Genomic DNA, 17,655 nt, shown 5'->3' on the forward strand with positions numbered 1-17,655 from the left:
GGGGCTCGCGCCCTGTGGGGACTGCCGTCCCCACGCCCCTGCTTGGGGAAGCGCGCTTCCCCAAACCCCAACAGTGGCAAAACGTAGATTGGTTCATTACGAGTGACGGAAGAAAAAGGAAAAGGCGCCCAAGGGCGCCTTTTCAGAAAGAATGGGGGCTCACTTTTCAACAATCACAAAAAGAACACAGAAATTATGAAGTGTAAAAGATCGAGTGCCGTTTCAGAGGCTTCCGGAAGATTTAGGTTTCCATCGACATAACTGCTGATATTTCCAAGTACATCGCGCATAATTTGGTGGAGGTCATAAGATTCTATGTACAGCGAAATATACTTCTTCCATGTATCGCCGTCACGCTGCGACATTTTCTGCCGTGGCCATGTGTGGGTTTCCTTCCGCCGGGCAATCGCTGTTGTATTCTATCCAAAGTAGTCATCATCATATCTCGCTACCGCTTCATTCGATAAAAGTTGTATCAAGGGCGTAGATCTACACAGAGATGTGGCGGAGCCCCCAGGAACCACCCAGGGACATATGTGGGCGGTCGCCGGCCGGCGCAAGGGGTGCCACGAGCGTGATCACCCTCGGGGTCCGGGGAGGCCCCGCCTCCCCGGGCGGGGGTTGGGGGCCGCGCCCCCAAAAGGCGCGCCAGCGCCTTCCACACCGCCCTCTTCCAAGCCCCGCCCCCCGCTCAATCCCGCCGACGCGAGCGTCCGCGTCCGAGGCCGCCGGACCCGGGCTTGCCGGCGGTTGAGCGGGGCGTGGGGCGGGGGGACGGGGTGTCTTCGGCCAGGTCGCGGGGAGAGCCCAGGCCGAGGTCGGTGGCTTCCAGGCGGCGGATTTCGTCGCGCAGGCGGGCGGCTTCCTCGAACTCCAGGTCGGCGGCCGCCGCGCGCATGCGCTGCTCCAGGTCGGCGAGGTGGGCTTTCAGGCTCTTGCCCTGGAAGGACGGGGCGCTGGCTGCGGTATCGACGGTGACGTAGTCGCGCTCGGCCACGTGGGCCAGCACGTCGGTGATGCGCGAGCGGACCGAGGCCGGCGTGATGCCGTGTTCGGTGTTGAAGGCGCTTTGGATTTCGCGCCGGCGCTGGGTTTCGCTGATGGCGTAGCGCAAGGACTCGGTCATCGTGTCGGCGTACAGGATCACCCGGCCTTCCACGTTGCGGGCGGCGCGGCCGATGGTTTGGATCAGCGAGGTTTTCGAGCGCAGGAAGCCTTCCTTGTCGGCATCCAGAATGGCGACAAGGCCGCATTCGGGGATGTCCAGGCCCTCGCGCAGCAGGTTGATGCCCACCAGCACGTCGAAGGCGCCCAGGCGCAGGTCGCGAATGATCTCGATGCGTTCCAGGGTATCGACGTCGGAGTGCATGTAGCGCACCCGGATCTGGTTTTCGGTCAGGTATTCGGTCAGGTCCTCGGCCATGCGCTTGGTCAAGGTGGTGACCAGCACCCGCTGGCCCTTTTCGGCGCAGGCGCGGGCCTCGGCCAGCAGGTCGTCGACCTGGGTTTCGACCGGGCGGACCTCGCATTGTGGATCGATCAGGCCGGTGGGGCGGATGAGCTGTTCAACGATTTCGCCCTTGGTTTGTTCCAGCTCCCAGGGGCCCGGGGTCGCCGACACAAAGATGCTTTGCGGGCGCATGCGCTCCCACTCCTCGAACTTCAAGGGGCGGTTATCGACGCAGGACGGCAGGCGGAAGCCGTAGTCGGCCAGCACGCTTTTGCGGTTGAAGTCGCCCCGGAACATGCCGCCGATCTGGGGCACCGCCACGTGGCTTTCGTCGACGAACAGCAAGGCGTCCTCGGGCAGGTATTCGAACAAGGTGGGGGGCGGTTCGCCGGGGGCGCGGCCAGTCAGGTGGCGTGAATAGTTTTCGATCGATTTGCAGTGTCCCGTGGCTTCCATCATTTCCAGATCGAAGCGGGTGCGCTGCTCCAGGCGCTGGGCTTCCAGCAGCTTGCCCTGGGCGTTCAGGTCGTCCAGGCGCTGGGCCAGTTCCACCTTGATGGTGCGAATGGCCTGCGACAGGGCCGGGCGCGGGGTCACGTAGTGGCTGGCGGGGTAGACCACCACCTGGTCGAGGGCCAGCACCACCTCGCCGGTCAGGGGATCGAACTCGCGCACCGATTCGATTTCGTCGCCCCACAGGCTGACCCGCCAGGCGCGATCCTCGTAGTGGGCGGGGAAGATTTCGATGGCGTCGCCGCGCACCCGGAAGGTACCGCGCGTGAAGGCGATATCGTTGCGGCTGTATTGCAGCTCAACCAGACCACGCAGGATATCGGCCCGGTCCACGGTGGCGCCCCGGGTCAGGGTGAGGATCATGTGGGCGTAGGATTCAACCGCGCCAATGCCATAGATGCACGAGACCGAGGCCACCAGGATGACGTCGCGCCGTTCCAGCAAGGCGCGGGTGGCGGCGTGGCGCATGCGGTCGATCTGTTCGTTGATGCTGGAATCTTTTTCGATATAGGTATCGGTCCGGGGCACGTAGGCCTCGGGCTGATAATAATCGTAGTAACTGACGAAATACTCCACAGAGTTCTCGGGGAAGAAACTTTTGAACTCGCCGTACAACTGGGCGGCCAGCGTTTTGTTGGGGGCCAGGATCAGGGCCGGGCGCTTCAAGGCCGCGATGACCTGGGCCATGGTGAAGGTCTTGCCCGAGCCGGTGACCCCCAGCAGCACCTGATCGCGCTTGCCGGCGCGCAGGCCCTCGGTCAGGGCGGTGATGGCCTGGGGCTGGTCGCCGGCGGGGTCGAAGGCGCTGCTCAGGCGAAAATCGGCCGGGGCTCCGGCGGGCGGGCGTTCGTACATCGGAACGGGAACGGGCAGGATCATGGGGCCAGGATCCTCGTGGGGCAAAAACAAAGGGGTTCGGGGCATCGCCCCAAGCGGGTTCGGGCGGCAGCCCAAGGGAAGGCGCCTTCCGCCGTGACGCGGGAGGAGGAGGCGCTTTCCCTGTTCAGACGATTCGTTGAAACGGCGTGCGATCGGGCGGCCCGGCGGCGAACCACAGCCGGCCCTGGCCCCTGGCATGCCCGGGTTCGGGCAGGGCGACCAGGGTGGAACACACGGTGCCAAAGCCCTGTTCGGTCATGAAGCACACGGCCGAGGTCGGGCGATCGGGCCGGGCCGGGGTGGTGTCGGCAAGGACGGCTTGCCAGGCGTGCCAGCCGTCTTCTTCGTCCTCGGGGTTGGGGCGGGGCAGGGCGCGCAGCCGGGGCAGGGCACCGGCCAGGCGGGGATCGGCTTCGTCATTCAGATCCAGCGCGGTCAGCACCGACAGCCCCACGGGCAGCGGATGGACCGTGATGGGCGCGGTGCCGGTGGGGTCGGCGTGGCGAATCCAAAAGGCATCGCGGTTGTCGGCCACGATCAGGTTGAACGGGCGATAGGCGCGTCCGTCCAGCTCGGCCAGGGCCTGGGCGCCGTCCACGGCGTCGGCGTGGTCGAGGGCATCAAGCACCAGTTCCCCCCGGCTGCGTCGGCCCGGGGCCGGGCCCAGGGTTCCCAGGCGGTTGAGCACGCAGGCGACCACGCCGGTCTCGTTCAGCCCGATCCACGAGCCTCCGGCCAGGGAATCGATCGGGGCCAGCACGTCGGGGCGATCGGGCCAGTGGCGGGCCGGGCCTTCCCACGGTCGGGACCGCATTTCGTCGCGGTTGCCGGCGAGCAGCAGGGGCCATACGGTACCCGGGCGCCAGTCAAGGACCACCGTGCACATGAAAGAGTCTCCTTGGGCTGCCTTCGGTGGCGTTGCCCTGGAGTTTGGGGGTGCACGTTCCCCTGGGCAAGCGCTATAAACCGCGCTCAAGGGCGCGTGGAGGCGGCTCCGGCGCGCCACGCCCGGCGCTGTGCATAAGTTGCAACTTTTAGGCGAAATAGAGGGTCACGATCCCATGAGCGATGCGTTTACCGACCGAGAGCGCGCCTTTGAGGCCGGTCACCAGCACGAACAGGAAGTTCAGTTCAAGGTGGCGGCGCGTCGCGACCGGCAATTAGGGCTGTGGGCCGCCACCGAGATGGGGTTGGAAGGCGACGCCGCTGAAGCCTATGCCAGGGCCCTGGTCGAGGCCGGCCTGGAAGCCGCTGGCGAGGATGGGCTGATTGCCCGGGTTCTGGCCGATCTGACGGCCAAGGGCGTGGAGATGACCGAGGGTCGACTGCGCATTAAACTGGATCGCCTGCGAGCGGAGGCCGAAACGGCGGTTCGCGCCGGCTGACGCGTTTTTGAGGGGGGGAGCGACCGGGTCTGCCTTGACCCGCCCTTGGGCCGTGCAAGGCTGGTGCCCGGGTTTTGGTCCGGAGGCTTGCGCTTCCGGCCTTCCCCCTGTTTTTCGGTTCATGGCGTAGTAAAACGAAGGCGGTCCGGGGCCCCGTTGTGGCGGGGCACGGGCCGCCTTTTTCGTTTCAGGATTACGCGGTCGTGCCTTCAGGGCCGCGTGACCCGGGGCACGATCAGGCGCACCGGCTCGGGGGCCATGACGATCTCGACCGGCATGTGCGCGATGGTATCGCCGTCGGCGTGCAGGGGCTCGGCATCCTGGATGCCGATGCGCACGCGGGTGGCCTCGATCACCCGCACGTCGGGCAGGCGTTCCAGCCGGCCCAGGGCCAGCCACAGGCCATAGCGCAGCACGTTGAGCAGGCCCGGCCGGGGCAGCAGGACCACCTGGAAGGTGGGACGCGAGATGTCGGCGGCGCGGGCGGCCACGAACGGCCCCCCGTAATGGCGGCCGTTGCACACCACCACCGTGGCGGCCGTGGCGCTGGTTTGGGTGCCGTCCGGCCCCCAGACTTCCACGTGGCAGGGCGGGAAGGTGTAGGTGAAGGCGCGGTGAAGGGCGCCCCAGGCATAGGCCAGCCCGCCGGTGCGGCGCTTCAGCCCCAGATCAACCTTGTCCACCACATGGGCGTCGAAGCCGGCCCCGGCCATCATCACGAAGCGGCGCGGGCCGCCCAGCGGGGTTTCCGCGCTGGTCCGCACCTCGCCCAGGTACAAGGGCCGCTCGCCCCCGGTGGCGATCACGCGCGCGGCCCGGGCTGGATTGCGCGGCAGGCCGGCTTCGATCGCCAGCACGTTGGCCGTGCCCAGGGGAATCACCCCCAGGGCAACCCCCGACCCGGCCAGGCCGTTCGCCACCTCGTTGATGGTGCCATCGCCGCCGGCCGCCACCACCACGTCGATTTGCCCGCTGGCCGCCGCCTCGCGCGCCAGGCGGGTGGCATCGCCGGGGCGGGTGGTGGCGCGCACGCTCACCCGGCAGCCCAGGGCTTCCAGGCGGGCCAGGGCCCGGGCCAGACGGCGCCCGCGCAGGCTGCCGGCGGCCGGGTTGGCGATCACGCACACGCGCCGGGGTTCCGCCTGCGGGTGTTCGGCAAGCGGTCCGCGCGAGAGAAGCGACAAGATCCCCGGGCGCGGGGAGGGAAGGGGCTTCGCGGACATGGGCAGGTTCCTCGGGGCGGCCCCGGCGGCGCGGGGAACAAAAAAACGCCCCGCCTCGGGCCGTGGGACGGATCGGGCAAGGCGCGCTGTGTGCGCTCTATACATAGGAGTGTTTCAGTTCGGCGGCAAGGGTGTTAAACAATCGTGGCGTTGGCGGAATCGGTTGGCCGGGCCTTGAACGACGGGGTACAACGCCGCAGCCGCCGGGCAGGCGGGGCCGATCAACCGGCGGGTTTCCTTCCCCCGGCGATCACGCAAGGTCCACCCATGCCGCCCGGCATGTCGGATCATCGTTTCAGGGATGCGCAGTCAAGGCCATGACGACGGACATCACCCGCTACCGCGCGATTTTCCTGTCTGACATCCACCTGGGGACGCGCGGCTGCAAGGCCGAGTACCTTCTGGATTTCCTGCGCTACACCGAGTCCGATACCCTGTATCTGGTTGGGGATATCGTGGACGGCTGGCGTCTGCGCAAGAACTGGCACTGGCCGCAGGCTCACAACGACGTGATCCAAAAGCTGCTGCGCAAGGTGCGCAAGGGCAGCAAGGTCATCTTCATTCCCGGCAACCACGATGAGTTCGCCCGCGGCTACTGCGATGCCGAGTTCGGGGGCATCACCGTGGTGCGCGAGGCCATCCACGAAGGCGCCGACGGCCGGCGCTACCTGGTTTTGCACGGCGACGAGTTCGACGGGGTGGTCAAATACGCCAAATGGCTGGCCCGCCTCGGCGACTGGGCCTACAACGGGCTTTTGGAGGTGAACCACTGGTTCAACTACGGCCGCCGGCGGATGGGGCTGTCGTACTGGTCGTTGTCCAAGTATCTGAAGCACAAGGTCAAGAACGCGGTGAAGTTCATCGACGATTTCGAGACCTCGATGGCCGATCTGGCCCGCCGCCGCGACCTGACCGGCGTGATTTGCGGCCATATTCACCAAGCCGAAATGCGCGACGTGGACGGAATCCTCTATTGCAATGATGGCGACTGGGTGGAAAGCTGCACCGCCCTGGTCGAGCATTACGACGGGCGCATGGAAATCCTGCACTGGTCCGAAATGCGCAAGCTGTCGATGTACGACGCCTACGCCGGGGCGCGCGACGGGGCCGACACGGCCCACTCTCCGGCCGAGGCCCTGGCCCACGCCCGCGACGACGAGGCGGTTTCGACGCCCGCCGACTAGATCGGTGACGGGAAGCCGGATCGGGCCGGCGCGCTGGATCACTCTGTTCGGAAGATTGGGACACTGGATGAGAATCGTCGTCGTCACCGATGCCTGGTTCCCCCAGGTCAATGGCGTGGTCAGAACCCTGGATACCTTGCGCGCGCGTCTGATCGCGCGCGGCCACGAGGTCGAGTTCATCACCCCGCAGTCGTTTCGCACCGTGCCGTGTCCGACCTACCCCGAGATCCGGCTGGCGCTGCGGCCCCGCCGTCACATGGCCCGGACCATTGAAACCTTTCAGCCGTGCGTGGTCCACATCGCCACCGAGGGCCCCCTGGGCCTGAGCGCCCGCGCCTACTGCGTGCGCCGGGGTATTCCGTTCACCACCGCCTTCCACACCAAGTTCCCGGAATACGTCAACGCCCGCCTGCGCGTGCCCGTGTCGTGGGGCTACGCCGTGCTGCGCTGGTTCCACAAGCCGTCCCGGGCGATCATGGTGGCGACCCAGGGCGTGGAGGACGAACTGCGCCGCTGGGGGTTTTCCGCCATCCGCCGCTGGACGCGCGGCGTGGATACCGACCTGTTCCGCCCCCGCCCCAAGGACAGCCTGGACGGCGTGATCCAGGGCCCGCGTCCGTGGTTCGTGTACGTGGGCCGGGTGGCGGTCGAAAAAAACATCGAGGCCTTTTTGTCGCTGGACCTGCCCGGCACCAAGATCGTGGTCGGTGGCGGCCCGCAACTGGAAGCCCTGCGCGCCCGCCATCCCAAGGTGGTGTTCGTGGGCGAAAAGCATGGGGACGACCTCGCCCGGCATTTCGCGGTGGGCGACGTGTTCGTGTTTCCCAGCCGCACCGATACCTTTGGCCTGGTGCTGCTGGAGGCGCTGGCCTGCGGGTTGCCGGTGGCGGCCTATCCGGTGGCCGGGCCGCTCGATGTCATCGGCGACGCGCCCGTGGGCGTGCTCGACGAAGACCTGGGCGCCGCCGCCCTCAAGGCGCTGGACATGGACCCCGAGGCCTGCCGGGCCTTCGCCCTGGGCCGGTCGTGGGAAACCTCGGTCGATCAGTTCCTGTCCAATGTCTGCCCCTTCGAACCCGCCGATTTCTTCGGTCCCGAGCCGCCCGCTCCTCCGGCGCCTCCCGTGTAAGGCGGCCTCCGCGACTCCTCGGATTCGCGGCGGCGTCTCCTGGTCCCCAAGGCCGGGAGAACAGCGCGGAACCGGGGCGGACCGGCCCGGAATACCCAATCCAGACGTAGCCTTTCGGTGATCGCGTCCGACGGCCGCTGACCCCTGGACAGCGGCCGTCGGGTGTGGTGTATATGCACCCACGCCCTGATCCCCTGGCGGGCCGGGACGTCATGGTGGCGCTCCATCCATGTCCAGCCAGAACCACCCTGCCGTCCCAGGCGGGATGTTTCGTGTTGCGACGACAGCGAGGAGATCCCCCATGTCCCTGTGTGGGCAAGATACCCTGAAGACCCGGCGGACCCTGACGGTCAACGGGCGCGAGGTTGACTACTTCAGCCTGGAAGCGGCCGGTCTTGAGGGCATCGACACGTTGCCTTGCTCCCTCAAGGTCCTGCTTGAAAACCTGCTGCGTTCCGAGGACGGCCGCAGCGTCACCACCGACGATATCAAGGCCGTGGCCGACTGGGCGCGCGAGCGCCGCTCGGACCGCGAGATCGCGTTCCGTCCCGCCCGCGTCCTGATGCAGGACTTCACCGGCGTGCCGGGCGTGGTTGATCTTGCCGCCATGCGCGAGGCCATGAAGGCCCTGGGCGGCGATCCCACCCGCATCAATCCGCTGTCGCCCGTTGATCTGGTCATCGACCACTCGGTGATGATCGACCACTTCGGCAGCGCCGACGCGCTGACCCGCAACATGGCCCTGGAGTTCGAGCGCAACGGCGAGCGCTACGCCTTCCTGCGCTGGGGCCAGAAGGCGTTCAACAACTTCCGCGTGGTGCCGCCCGGCGTGGGCATCTGCCACCAGGTGAACCTGGAATACCTGGCGCGCGGCGTGTGGACCAGCGAGGAAGACGGCCGCGTCGTGGCCTTCCCCGATACCCTGGTGGGCACCGACTCGCACACCACCATGATCAACGGCCTGGGCGTGCTCGGCTGGGGCGTGGGCGGCATCGAGGCGGAAGCGGCCATGCTGGGCCAGCCCCTTTCGATGCTGATCCCCGAGGTGATCGGCTTCGAGCTGACCGGCACCCTGCGCGAGGGCACCACCGCCACCGACCTGGTGCTGCGGGTCGTGGAAATGCTGCGCAAGAAGGGCGTGGTCGGCAAGTTCGTGGAGTTCTACGGCGACGGCCTCGACGCCCTGCCGCTGACCGACCGCGCCACCATCGCCAACATGGGCCCGGAATACGGCGCCACCTGCGGCTTCTTTCCCATCGACGCCGAAACCCTGCGCTACCTGCGCTTCACGGGCCGCGACGAGGACACGGTGGCCCTGGTCGAAGCCTACGCCAAGGCCCAAGGCCTGTGGCGGACCTCGGGCGCCCCGGCCCCGGTGTTCACCGATACCCTCAGCCTCGACATGGGCACGGTCGAGCCCTCGCTGGCCGGCCCGCGCCGCCCGCAAGATCGCGTGGCCCTGTCGTCGGCCGCCCCCGCCTTCGCCGAGGCCCTCAAGACCCTGGCCCCCGATGCCGGCCTCGGCCGTGCCGTGCCGGTGGATGGTGCCAGCTACTCGCTTGAGGACGGCTCGGTGGTGATCGCCGCCATCACCTCGTGCACCAACACCTCGAACCCGTCGGTGATGATGGCCGCCGGCCTGCTGGCCCAGAAGGCCGTCGCGCGCGGCCTGACCCGCAAGCCGTGGGTGAAGACCTCGCTGGCGCCCGGGTCCCAGGTGGTGGCCGATTATCTGGTCAAGGCCGGCGTGCAAGATGCCCTCGACGCCCTGGGCTTCCAGATCGCCGGCTTCGGCTGCACGACCTGCATCGGCAACGCCGGCCCGCTCGACGAGCCGATTGCCCGCGCCATCGATGGCAACGGCCTGGTGGTCGGCGCCGTGCTGTCGGGCAACCGCAACTTCGAAGGCCGCATCAGCCCGCATGTCCGGGCCAACTACTTGGCGAGCCCGCCCCTGGTGGTGGCCTACGCCCTGGCCGGCTCGCTGCGCATCAACCTGGCCACCGACCCGCTGGGCCGCGACAAGGACGGCAACGAGGTCTTCCTGAAGGACATCTGGCCGACGGCCGCCGAGGTTGCCGCCGCCATCGACGGCGGCATCACGCCCGACATGTATCGTTCGCGCTACGCCAACGTGTTCGACGGCACCCCGGAATGGCAGGCCATCGAAGTGGCCGAGGGCGAAACCTATGCCTGGGATGCCGCGTCAACCTACGTGCAGCATCCGCCCTACTTCCAGGGCATGAGCGCCACGCCCGCGCCCCTGTCGGACGTGGTCAAGGCGCGCCCGCTGGCCATCCTGGGCGATTCGGTGACCACCGACCACATCTCGCCCGCCGGTTCGATCAAGGCCGATAGCCCGGCCGGCCAGTACCTGGTGGCCCACGGCGTCGCCAAGGCGGATTTCAACTCGTATGGCGCGCGGCGCGGCAATCACGAAGTGATGATGCGCGGCACCTTCGCCAACATCCGCATTCGCAACCTGATGGCTCCGGGCACCGAAGGCGGCGTGACCAAGCACCATCCCTCGGGCGCGGTCATGCCGATCTACGACGCGGCCATGGCCTACCAGCGCGAGGGCGTGCCCCTGGTGGTGATCGGCGGCGCCGAATACGGTACCGGCTCGTCGCGCGACTGGGCGGCGAAGGGGACCAACCTGCTGGGCGTCAAGGCGGTGATCGCGATCAGCTTTGAACGCATCCACCGTTCCAACCTGGTGGGCATGGGCGTGCTGCCCTTGCAGTTCGCCGCCGGCGTCAACGCCGCCGCCTTGAACCTGGACGGCACCGAAACCTTCACCATCACCGGCCTGGCCGACCTCTCGCCGCGCCAGAACGTGGACGTGACCCTGACCCGCGCCGACGGCTCGACCACCACGTTTGAAACCCTGTGCCGGATCGATACCCTCGACGAGGTTGACTACTTCCGCAACGGCGGCATTCTGCAAACCGTCTTGCGTCACCTCACCCGCTGACCAATAACGCGTTAACGGGTTTTCCTTCGGGCGCGGCTCCTTAAAGGGAGCCGCGCTTTTTTTCTTGGGGAGAGGTGATGTGATCACTCTTTCGATCGTCGAAGTCAGCGAACGCGCCGCGTTCAAGAAACATCTTCAAGAGGCCTTCGCGGTGGCCGTCATTGAAACGTTCGGATCCCTGCCCGACGGCCCGATTCCCTCCGACGACGACCTGGACCAGTCGTTCGCTTCCCCCGGTGCCGAGGCGCTCCATGTCCTTGACCAGGGCCGGAAGGTTGGCGGCGCCATTGTCACCATCAACCAGGAAACCCACCGCAACACGCTGGATCTGTTTTTCATCAAGCTGGGGGAGCATGGCCATGGGCTGGGCCTGAGGGCGTGGCAAGCGATCGAAAGGCGCTACCCCGACACGCGGGTTTGGGAAACGCACACCCCCTTGTTCGAGACGCGCAACATCCACTTTTACGTGAATAAATGCGGATTCAAGATTGTTGAGTTTTTCAACCCGCACCATCCAAACCCCCACGGCCCCGGGGGCGACGACCTGCCCGGCGAGGAGGCCGACTTTCGCTTCGAAAAGGTCATGTGACGCGTCATGGGGGGCGTGGAGAAGGGCTGGCGCCCTTTGGGGGCGAGGCCGCCCCCAAGCCCCCGCCCCGGGGAAGCGAGGCTTCCCCGGACCCCTGGGCAACAACGGGAAAGGCGTGGCGGGGCTTGTCGGGCCGGGGGCGGGTGGATACCCTGGCGGACTTTTGGGGAGCGGCGTTCGGGATCGCGAACGAGGCCGCCCCCAGGTCGGAAGGGTGAGGGCCACATGAACGCCGTTGAAATTGAACAAGCCGTTTCCCTGCTGGCGGAACAACCCTTCGATGCCGAGGAGTTCCCGTTTGCCTTCCTGCGGGCGTTCGGAAACAAGGAAACAACAATCAAGCGGTTGCGCAAGGGCGATACCAATAAATCCGACCAAAACGGCGTTCTGCAAACCAATAACATTCATATCGCGGTTGCCCCCGCCGGTCAGGTAAAGGCAACCCTGGATGCCCTGCGCGGCAGCCCGGCCACCCAACGCCACAAGGCCCGCTTTATCCTCGCCACCGATGGCGAAACCCTGGAAGCCGAGGACCTGGGCAGCGACGAGGCGCCCATTGTCTGCCCCTACGCGGAGTTCCCCAACCACTTCGGTTTTTTCCTGCCCCTGGCCGGGATTTCCACGGTGCGGCAGATCCGCGAAAACGCCTTCGACATCCGGGCCACCAGCCGGTTGAACCGGTTGTATCTGGAGTTGCTGAAGGATAATCCGGACTGGGGAACGGCGGAACGGCGCCCGGAAATGAACCATTTCATGGCGCGCCTGATTTTCTGCTTTTTTGCCGAGGATACCGATATTTTCAACGGCACCGGGTTGTTCACGGCCACGGTCGAGCAGATGAGCGCCCGGGATTCATCGAACACGCACGAGGTGATCGGCGAAATCTTTCGTGCCATGAACACGGCCATTCCCAACCGGGCAACGGCCCGCCTGCCGCGCTGGGCCGATGTGTTCCCGTTCGTCAATGGCGGCCTGTTTTCCGGCTCCCTCGCCGTGCCCCGATTCAGCAAGATCGCGCGGTCGTACCTGCTGCATATCGGCAACCTGGACTGGACCCGCATCAACCCGGATATCTTTGGATCAATGATCCAGGCCGTGGCCGACGACGAGGAGCGCGGCCGGCTGGGCATGCATTACACCAGCGTGCCCAATATCCTGAAGGTCCTCAACCCGTTGTTCCTGGATGACCTGCGCGCGCGCCTGGAAGAGGCGGGAACCAATGCTCGCATGCTGTTGAATCTGCGCAAGCGGCTGTCGAAAATCCGCGTTTTCGATCCCGCGTGTGGATCGGGAAATTTCCTGGTGATTGCCTACAAGGAAATGCGTGGCATCGAGGCGGAGATCAACCGGCGCCGAAGCGAAGGGGATCGGCGCACCGATATTCCCCTCACCAATTTTCGGGGCATCGAAATCCGCGATTTTCCCGCCGAAATTGCCCGCCTCGCCCTGATCATCGCCGAGTATCAATGCGATGTTCTTTATCGCGGGCAAAAGGAAGCCTTGCAGGATTTCCTGCCGCTGGATGCCGAAAACTGGATCTTGTGCGGCAACGCCTTGCGCCTGGACTGGCTGTCCATCTGCCCCCCCTCCGGCGCCCGCGCCACCCCGCGCGGCACCGATTTGCTGGACCTCCCTTCCGACGCCCCCGACGTGGCTTTTGAAAACGAGGGTGGGGAAACCTATATTTGCGGGAATCCGCCTTATGTTGGGTCTACCTGGCAAGATGAACAGCAGAAATCAGATTTGGGTTATGTTTTTTCAGGTATTACAAAAAATTGGAAGTCTCTGGACTATGTGTCTGGGTGGTTTATGAAAGCGGCGGAATATGGTTCTATAACAAAAATATCAGCGGCATTCGTTGCTACAAATTCAATATGCCAAGGGCAGCAGGTATCTTTTCTTTGGCCTCTTATATTGGAATTGGGGCAGGAAATTATATTTGCGTATAAAAATTTTAAGTGGTCAAATCTAGCTAGCAATAAAGCCGGGGTGACTGTCGTTGTTGTTGGTATTTCAAGTTATTCAACCCACATTAAAAAGATTTATTGTGTATCGGAAAGTGGATCTATTGTGGAAAAAAATGCCTGCAATATAAATCCGTATTTGGTTGATGCCCCTAATGTTATTATAAAAAAAGAGATGCAACCTAAAAATGATGTTAGTGCAATGGATTTCGGTAACAAGGCGGACGATGGAGGGCATTTAACAATTGTCCCTAATCAATTAAATGCAATGGGATTGACTGAATACTATCGAAAAAAATTTATAAAGCGGTTTTTTGGATCCAAAGAATTTATTAATGGTGAGATACGTTATTGTATCTGGATTAGTGACGATGATCTTTCTGAGGCTGAATCAAATTATTGCATCAAAATGCAGGTGGATAAGGTGAGAAATGCTCGTCTTGCTAGTAAAGATGCCTATGCACGCAGTCTTGCTTCGCGTCCTCACCAATTTAAAACGCCACGTCTTGCAAAAAAAAGCGTTATTGTTACTCCTCGCGTAAGCTCTGAAGAAAGGCCTTATCTGCCTGTAGGATTAATGGATAGCAACGGAGTTGTTGGAGATAGAAATTTCGCCCTCTACGACGCCCCCCTTTGGAACATGGCGTTGATCGCCTCTCGTTTGCATTGGGTGTGGGTGGGGACGGTGTGCGTGCGGTTGAGAACGGATTTTTCCTATTCCAATACCCTGGGATGGAACACCTTTCCCGTACCGCCCCTGACCGAGAACCAGAAGGCCGCGCTGACCCGGTGTGCCGAGGATATTTTGCTGGCGCGCGAGGCGCACTTTCCGGCCACCATCGCCGATTTGTATGATCCCGACACCATGCCGGAAAACCTGCGCGCGGCCCATGATCGCAACGACGAGGTGTTGGAGCGTATTTATATCGGGCGGCGTTTTCGCAACGATACCGAGCGGCTGGAAAAGCTGTTCGAGATGTATAGCAAAAAGGTGGCCCCCCAGGGGAGCCGCAAGGGCAAGACAGGGGGGCGTTCATGAGCGGTGGCAGCCAGTCCGTTCCGTCCGTTTCGGTTTCGTATACCCGCACCGGACGCTCCACCCGGGCCAACGAATGGGGCATGCGCCCGATGCAAGAGCGCGCCTACGAAAAACGGGGCGAGCCCTATTTGTTGATCAAATCGCCCCCGGCATCGGGCAAAAGCCGGGCCTTGATGTTCATCGCCCTGGACAAGCTCAACAATCAGGGATTGAAGCAGGCGGTGATCGTGGTGCCGGAAAAATCCATCGGTGCCAGCTTCAACGACGAACCCCTGACCCGGTTTGGTTTCTGGGCCGATTGGACCGTGGCGCCGCGCTGGAACCTGTGCAATGCGCCCGGGGGCGAGGGCGGCAAGATTCGCGCCCTGGGGACGTTCCTGGAAAGCACCGACCGGATTGTGGTGTGCACCCATGCCACCTTCCGCTTCGCCGTGGATCAGTTCGGCGTGGCGGCCTTTGATGACCGGCTGATCGCCATCGACGAATTCCACCACGTTTCGGCCAATCCGGACAACAAGCTGGGCGTGCACCTGGGCCAGTTCATGGCCCGCGATCGCGTGCACATCGTGGCCATGACCGGATCGTATTTTCGCGGCGATGCCGAGGCGGTGCTGGCCCCCCAGGACGAAGCCCGATTCGATACCGTGACCTATACCTATTACGAACAATTGAACGGGTATCAGTATCTGAAACACCTCGATATCGGCTATTTCTTTTATACGGGATCGTATACCGAGGATATTCTTCGGGTTTTGAACCCGGCCGAAAAAACCATCGTCCATATTCCCAGCGTCAACTCGCGCGAAAGCACCGGGCAGAAAATCAAGGAAGTGGAACACCTGATCGAGGCCCTGGGCGAATGGCAAGGCACCGATCCCACCTCTGGGTTCCTGCGCATCAAAACCCCCGACGGGAGGATCTTGCGCGTTGCCGACCTGGTGGACGATGATCCCCCCTCCAAGCGCGAGCGGGTGATGGCGGCCCTGCGCGATCCGGCCCACAAGAACAACCGCGACCACGTGGACCTGATCATCGCCCTGGGCATGGCCAAGGAAGGGTTCGACTGGATTTGGTGCGAACACGCCCTGACAGTGGGCTACCGTGCCAGCCTGACCGAAATCGTGCAAATCATCGGCCGCGCCACCCGCGACGCGCCGGGCAAGACCCGGGCCCGTTTCACCAACCTGATCGCCGAACCCGACGCTTCCGGGCAAACCGTGGCCGAGGCGGTCAACGATACCTTGAAGGCCATCGCCGCCAGCTTGTTGATGGAACAGGTTCTGACGCCCCGCTTCGAGTTTAGGCCCAAGAACCCGGCCGGCGCGCCCACCCCCGGCTTCGACTACGGCGAGGCTGGATACGACCCTTCGCGCTGTAACGTGGGTTTTAACGAGGACCAGGGCGTTTTCGAAATCGAGATCAAGGGACTGGCCGAGCCCACAAGCGACGAGGGCCGGCGCATCTGCCAGCAGGACCTGAACGAAGTCGTGGCCGCCTTCGTGCAAGACAAAACCACGATCGAACGCGGGCTGTTTGATTCCGAACTGGTGCCCGAGGAATTGACCCAGGTCCGCCTGGGCAAGATCATCAAGGACAAATACCCCGACCTGGACGCCGCCGACCAGGAAGCCGTGCGCCAACACGCCATCGCCGCCCTGACCTTGACCCAAAAAGCCAAGGAAACCGCCCAGGGCGCAGGAGAGGGCCCCGAGGAGCAGGGCCCCAACATCGCCTTCGTGCTGGGCGTGCGCCGGTTTGTCACCGACGTGCGGGACCTGGATATCGATCTGATCGACCGTATCAACCCCTTCGGGGAGGCCTACGCCATCCTGGCCAAGGCCATGGACGAGGAAAGTCTGAAACAGGTCAAGGCGATGATCGAGGCCAAGCGCGTGGCCTTGTCGATGGAAGAAGCCCGCGCCCTGGCCACCCGGGCCCTGGCTTTCAAGAAGGAGCGCGGCCGCTTGCCGTCGATCACCGCGCCCGACCCCTGGGAAAAACGCATGGCCGAGGGCGTGGCGTTTCTTGCAAGGATGAAAGCGGAGGCGGCGCGTGGCTGACTTCACCGACGAGGACGACGCCCTTCTTGATGCCTTGGGCGTCGAGGTTGAAACCAAGGCAGACAGCGCCCGTACCCCGCGCGAGGAACGGATCATCGCGGGGTTCGAGGATATCCAGCGCTTTGTTCAGGAAAAAGGCCACGCGCCCCGCCACGGCGAGGACCGCGATATCTTCGAACGCCTGTACGCCGTGCGCCTGGACCGGCTGCGGGCGCTTGAGGAATGTCGAACCCTGCTGGCGCCCCTGGATCATCAGGGCCTGTTGTCGGCCGAAACAACCGAAGCCGCCCCCGATCTCCTGGACAACGACGCCTTGCTGGCCCAGCTGGGGATTGAAGACCGCGCCGCGTCGCCTCTCACCCAGTTGCGCCATGTGCGCTCCGCCGCCGAACGTCGCGTCGCCGAGGAAATCGCCGCCCGCGAGCCATGCCACGACTTCGCGCGCTTTAAGCCTTTGTTCGAGGCGATGAAGCGCGATTTGGACGAAGGAGAGCGCGTCTCGCGGGCCATCCGCAAGGACGCCGGGTTCCTGAAAACTGATATCCGTAAAGGTGAGTTTTTCATCCTGGGCGGACAAATCTTGTACGTGGCCGAAAAGGGCGAGCCGATCAAGGCCCCCAACGGGGAAATGGATGCCCGCCTGCGCGTGGTCTATGACAACGGCACCGAAAGCAACCTGCTGCTCCGCTCCCTTCAGCGGGCCTTGTACAAGGATAAAGCCAGCCGGCGGATCACCGAACCGCTGCCCGGCCCCCTTTTCGCCGAAACTTACGACTCCGACGATTCGGCGAGTGGGACCATCTATGTCGTGCGCAGCCTGTCCGATCACCCCGGCGTGGCCGCGCATCGGGACGTGTTGCACAAAATCGGCGTGACCGGCGGCGCCGTGGAACGCCGGATCGCCAATGCGCGCCTGGATCCCACCTTCCTGATGGCCGATGTCGAGGTTGTCGCAACCTACGAATTGTTCAACATCAACCGGGTTCGGTTGGAAAACGTGATCCACCGGGTGTTCGGTTCCGCCCGCCTGGAGGTTGAAATCAAGGACCGCTTCGGAAAGCCAGTAGTCCCTCGCGAATGGTTTATCGTCCCGCTTCCGGTGATCGACGAGGCGATCGGCAAGATTCGCGATGGGAGCATTGTCAGCTGTGTCTATGACCCCAAGGAAGCCCGTCTCGTACCCGCGTAAGGGGCTACGAGCCCTGCGAGGGCCAGCGGGGAGCGGGGCGGAGCCCCGCAGCCTTGGGCCTTGTCGTGCCTCCGGCC

11 protein-coding genes are annotated in these 17,655 nt (G+C 64.1%); 8 read left to right on the top strand and 3 right to left on the bottom strand.

The features are described 5' to 3' along the window. Nucleotides 1-691: 691 nt before the first annotated feature. A complete protein-coding gene (gene uvrB, locus ROR02_RS02720) occupies nucleotides 692-2,842 on the bottom strand; it encodes an excinuclease ABC subunit UvrB (RefSeq protein ID WP_170244925.1) in 2,151 nt (716 codons plus the stop codon). A gap of 124 nt (nucleotides 2,843-2,966) precedes the next feature. Beyond that, nucleotides 2,967-3,728 carry an NRDE family protein gene (locus ROR02_RS02725; RefSeq protein ID WP_147162475.1) on the bottom strand — a complete coding sequence of 254 codons (762 nt, stop codon included), beginning with the start codon at nucleotides 3,726-3,728 and terminating at the stop codon, nucleotides 2,967-2,969. A gap of 175 nt (nucleotides 3,729-3,903) precedes the next feature. Here ROR02_RS02725 and ROR02_RS02730 point away from each other — a divergent pair, with 175 nt between their 5' ends. Further along, nucleotides 3,904-4,227: a DUF1476 domain-containing protein gene (locus ROR02_RS02730; RefSeq protein ID WP_147162476.1), complete on the top strand. Its 324-nt coding sequence runs from the start codon at nucleotides 3,904-3,906 to the stop codon at nucleotides 4,225-4,227. Nucleotides 4,228-4,436: 209 nt separating this feature from the next. Here the strand turns inward: ROR02_RS02730 and ROR02_RS02735 are convergent, their stop codons facing one another. After that, nucleotides 4,437-5,450 carry a diacylglycerol/lipid kinase family protein gene (locus tag ROR02_RS02735; protein ID WP_147162477.1) on the bottom strand — a complete coding sequence of 338 codons (1,014 nt, stop codon included), beginning with the start codon at nucleotides 5,448-5,450 and terminating at the stop codon, nucleotides 4,437-4,439. Between the two features lie 317 nt (nucleotides 5,451-5,767). On the opposite strand from ROR02_RS02735, the gene ROR02_RS02740 reads away from it, so the two are divergent. The 7 genes from ROR02_RS02740 to ROR02_RS02770 all read left to right on the top strand — a co-directional run bounded on the left by ROR02_RS02740 (nucleotide 5,768) and on the right by ROR02_RS02770 (nucleotide 17,578). After that, entirely contained in the window at nucleotides 5,768-6,634 is an 867-nt protein-coding gene (locus tag ROR02_RS02740) for a UDP-2,3-diacylglucosamine diphosphatase (protein WP_147162478.1), read from the top strand. A 67-nt stretch (nucleotides 6,635-6,701) separates the two neighbouring features. Next, nucleotides 6,702-7,763, top strand: coding sequence for a glycosyltransferase family 4 protein (locus tag ROR02_RS02745; protein WP_147162479.1), 1,062 nt, complete (start codon nucleotides 6,702-6,704; stop codon nucleotides 7,761-7,763). Nucleotides 7,764-8,064: 301 nt separating this feature from the next. Further along, on the top strand, nucleotides 8,065-10,737 hold the full coding sequence (acnA, locus tag ROR02_RS02750; RefSeq protein WP_147162480.1) for an aconitate hydratase AcnA: 2,673 nt from the start codon (nucleotides 8,065-8,067) through the stop codon (nucleotides 10,735-10,737). 79 nt (nucleotides 10,738-10,816) lie between these two features. Then, the gene (locus ROR02_RS02755) at nucleotides 10,817-11,326 is read left to right on the top strand and encodes a GNAT family N-acetyltransferase (RefSeq protein WP_246135368.1); all 510 of its coding nucleotides are present in this window, start codon (nucleotides 10,817-10,819) and stop codon (nucleotides 11,324-11,326) included. Between the two features lie 225 nt (nucleotides 11,327-11,551). Then, entirely contained in the window at nucleotides 11,552-14,329 is a 2,778-nt protein-coding gene (locus ROR02_RS02760) for a class I SAM-dependent DNA methyltransferase (RefSeq protein WP_147162482.1), read from the top strand. Continuing rightward, nucleotides 14,326-16,389 (top strand): DEAD/DEAH box helicase, encoded by a 2,064-nt coding sequence (locus ROR02_RS02765; protein ID WP_147162483.1) that lies wholly within the window; start codon nucleotides 14,326-14,328, stop codon nucleotides 16,387-16,389. The genes ROR02_RS02760 and ROR02_RS02765 overlap by 4 nt, the downstream gene beginning before the upstream one ends. Further along, nucleotides 16,382-17,578, top strand: a complete 1,197-nt coding sequence (locus ROR02_RS02770) for a GIY-YIG nuclease family protein (protein WP_147162484.1) — start codon at nucleotides 16,382-16,384, stop codon at nucleotides 17,576-17,578. The genes ROR02_RS02765 and ROR02_RS02770 overlap by 8 nt, the downstream gene beginning before the upstream one ends. The last annotated feature ends 77 nt before the right edge of the window (nucleotides 17,579-17,655 follow it).

Origin of the sequence: Pararhodospirillum oryzae (assembly GCF_007992075.1) — a bacterium.
Lineage (GTDB): Bacteria > Pseudomonadota > Alphaproteobacteria > Rhodospirillales > Rhodospirillaceae > Pararhodospirillum > Pararhodospirillum oryzae.

Excerpts from the sequence above, each read along its gene's own strand:
- uvrB (WP_170244925.1), bottom strand. The coding sequence starts at position 2,842 with ATGATCCTGCCCGTTCCCGTTCCGATGTACGAACGCCCGCCCGCCGGA.
- ROR02_RS02725 (WP_147162475.1), bottom strand. The coding sequence starts at position 3,728 with ATGTGCACGGTGGTCCTTGACTGGCGCCCGGGTACCGTATGGCCCCTG.
- ROR02_RS02730 (WP_147162476.1), top strand. The coding sequence starts at position 3,904 with ATGAGCGATGCGTTTACCGACCGAGAGCGCGCCTTTGAGGCCGGTCAC.
- ROR02_RS02735 (WP_147162477.1), bottom strand. The coding sequence starts at position 5,450 with ATGTCCGCGAAGCCCCTTCCCTCCCCGCGCCCGGGGATCTTGTCGCTT.
- ROR02_RS02740 (WP_147162478.1), top strand. The coding sequence starts at position 5,768 with ATGACGACGGACATCACCCGCTACCGCGCGATTTTCCTGTCTGACATC.
- ROR02_RS02745 (WP_147162479.1), top strand. The coding sequence starts at position 6,702 with ATGAGAATCGTCGTCGTCACCGATGCCTGGTTCCCCCAGGTCAATGGC.
- acnA (WP_147162480.1), top strand. The coding sequence starts at position 8,065 with ATGTCCCTGTGTGGGCAAGATACCCTGAAGACCCGGCGGACCCTGACG.
- ROR02_RS02760 (WP_147162482.1), top strand. The coding sequence starts at position 11,552 with ATGAACGCCGTTGAAATTGAACAAGCCGTTTCCCTGCTGGCGGAACAA.
- ROR02_RS02765 (WP_147162483.1), top strand. The coding sequence starts at position 14,326 with ATGAGCGGTGGCAGCCAGTCCGTTCCGTCCGTTTCGGTTTCGTATACC.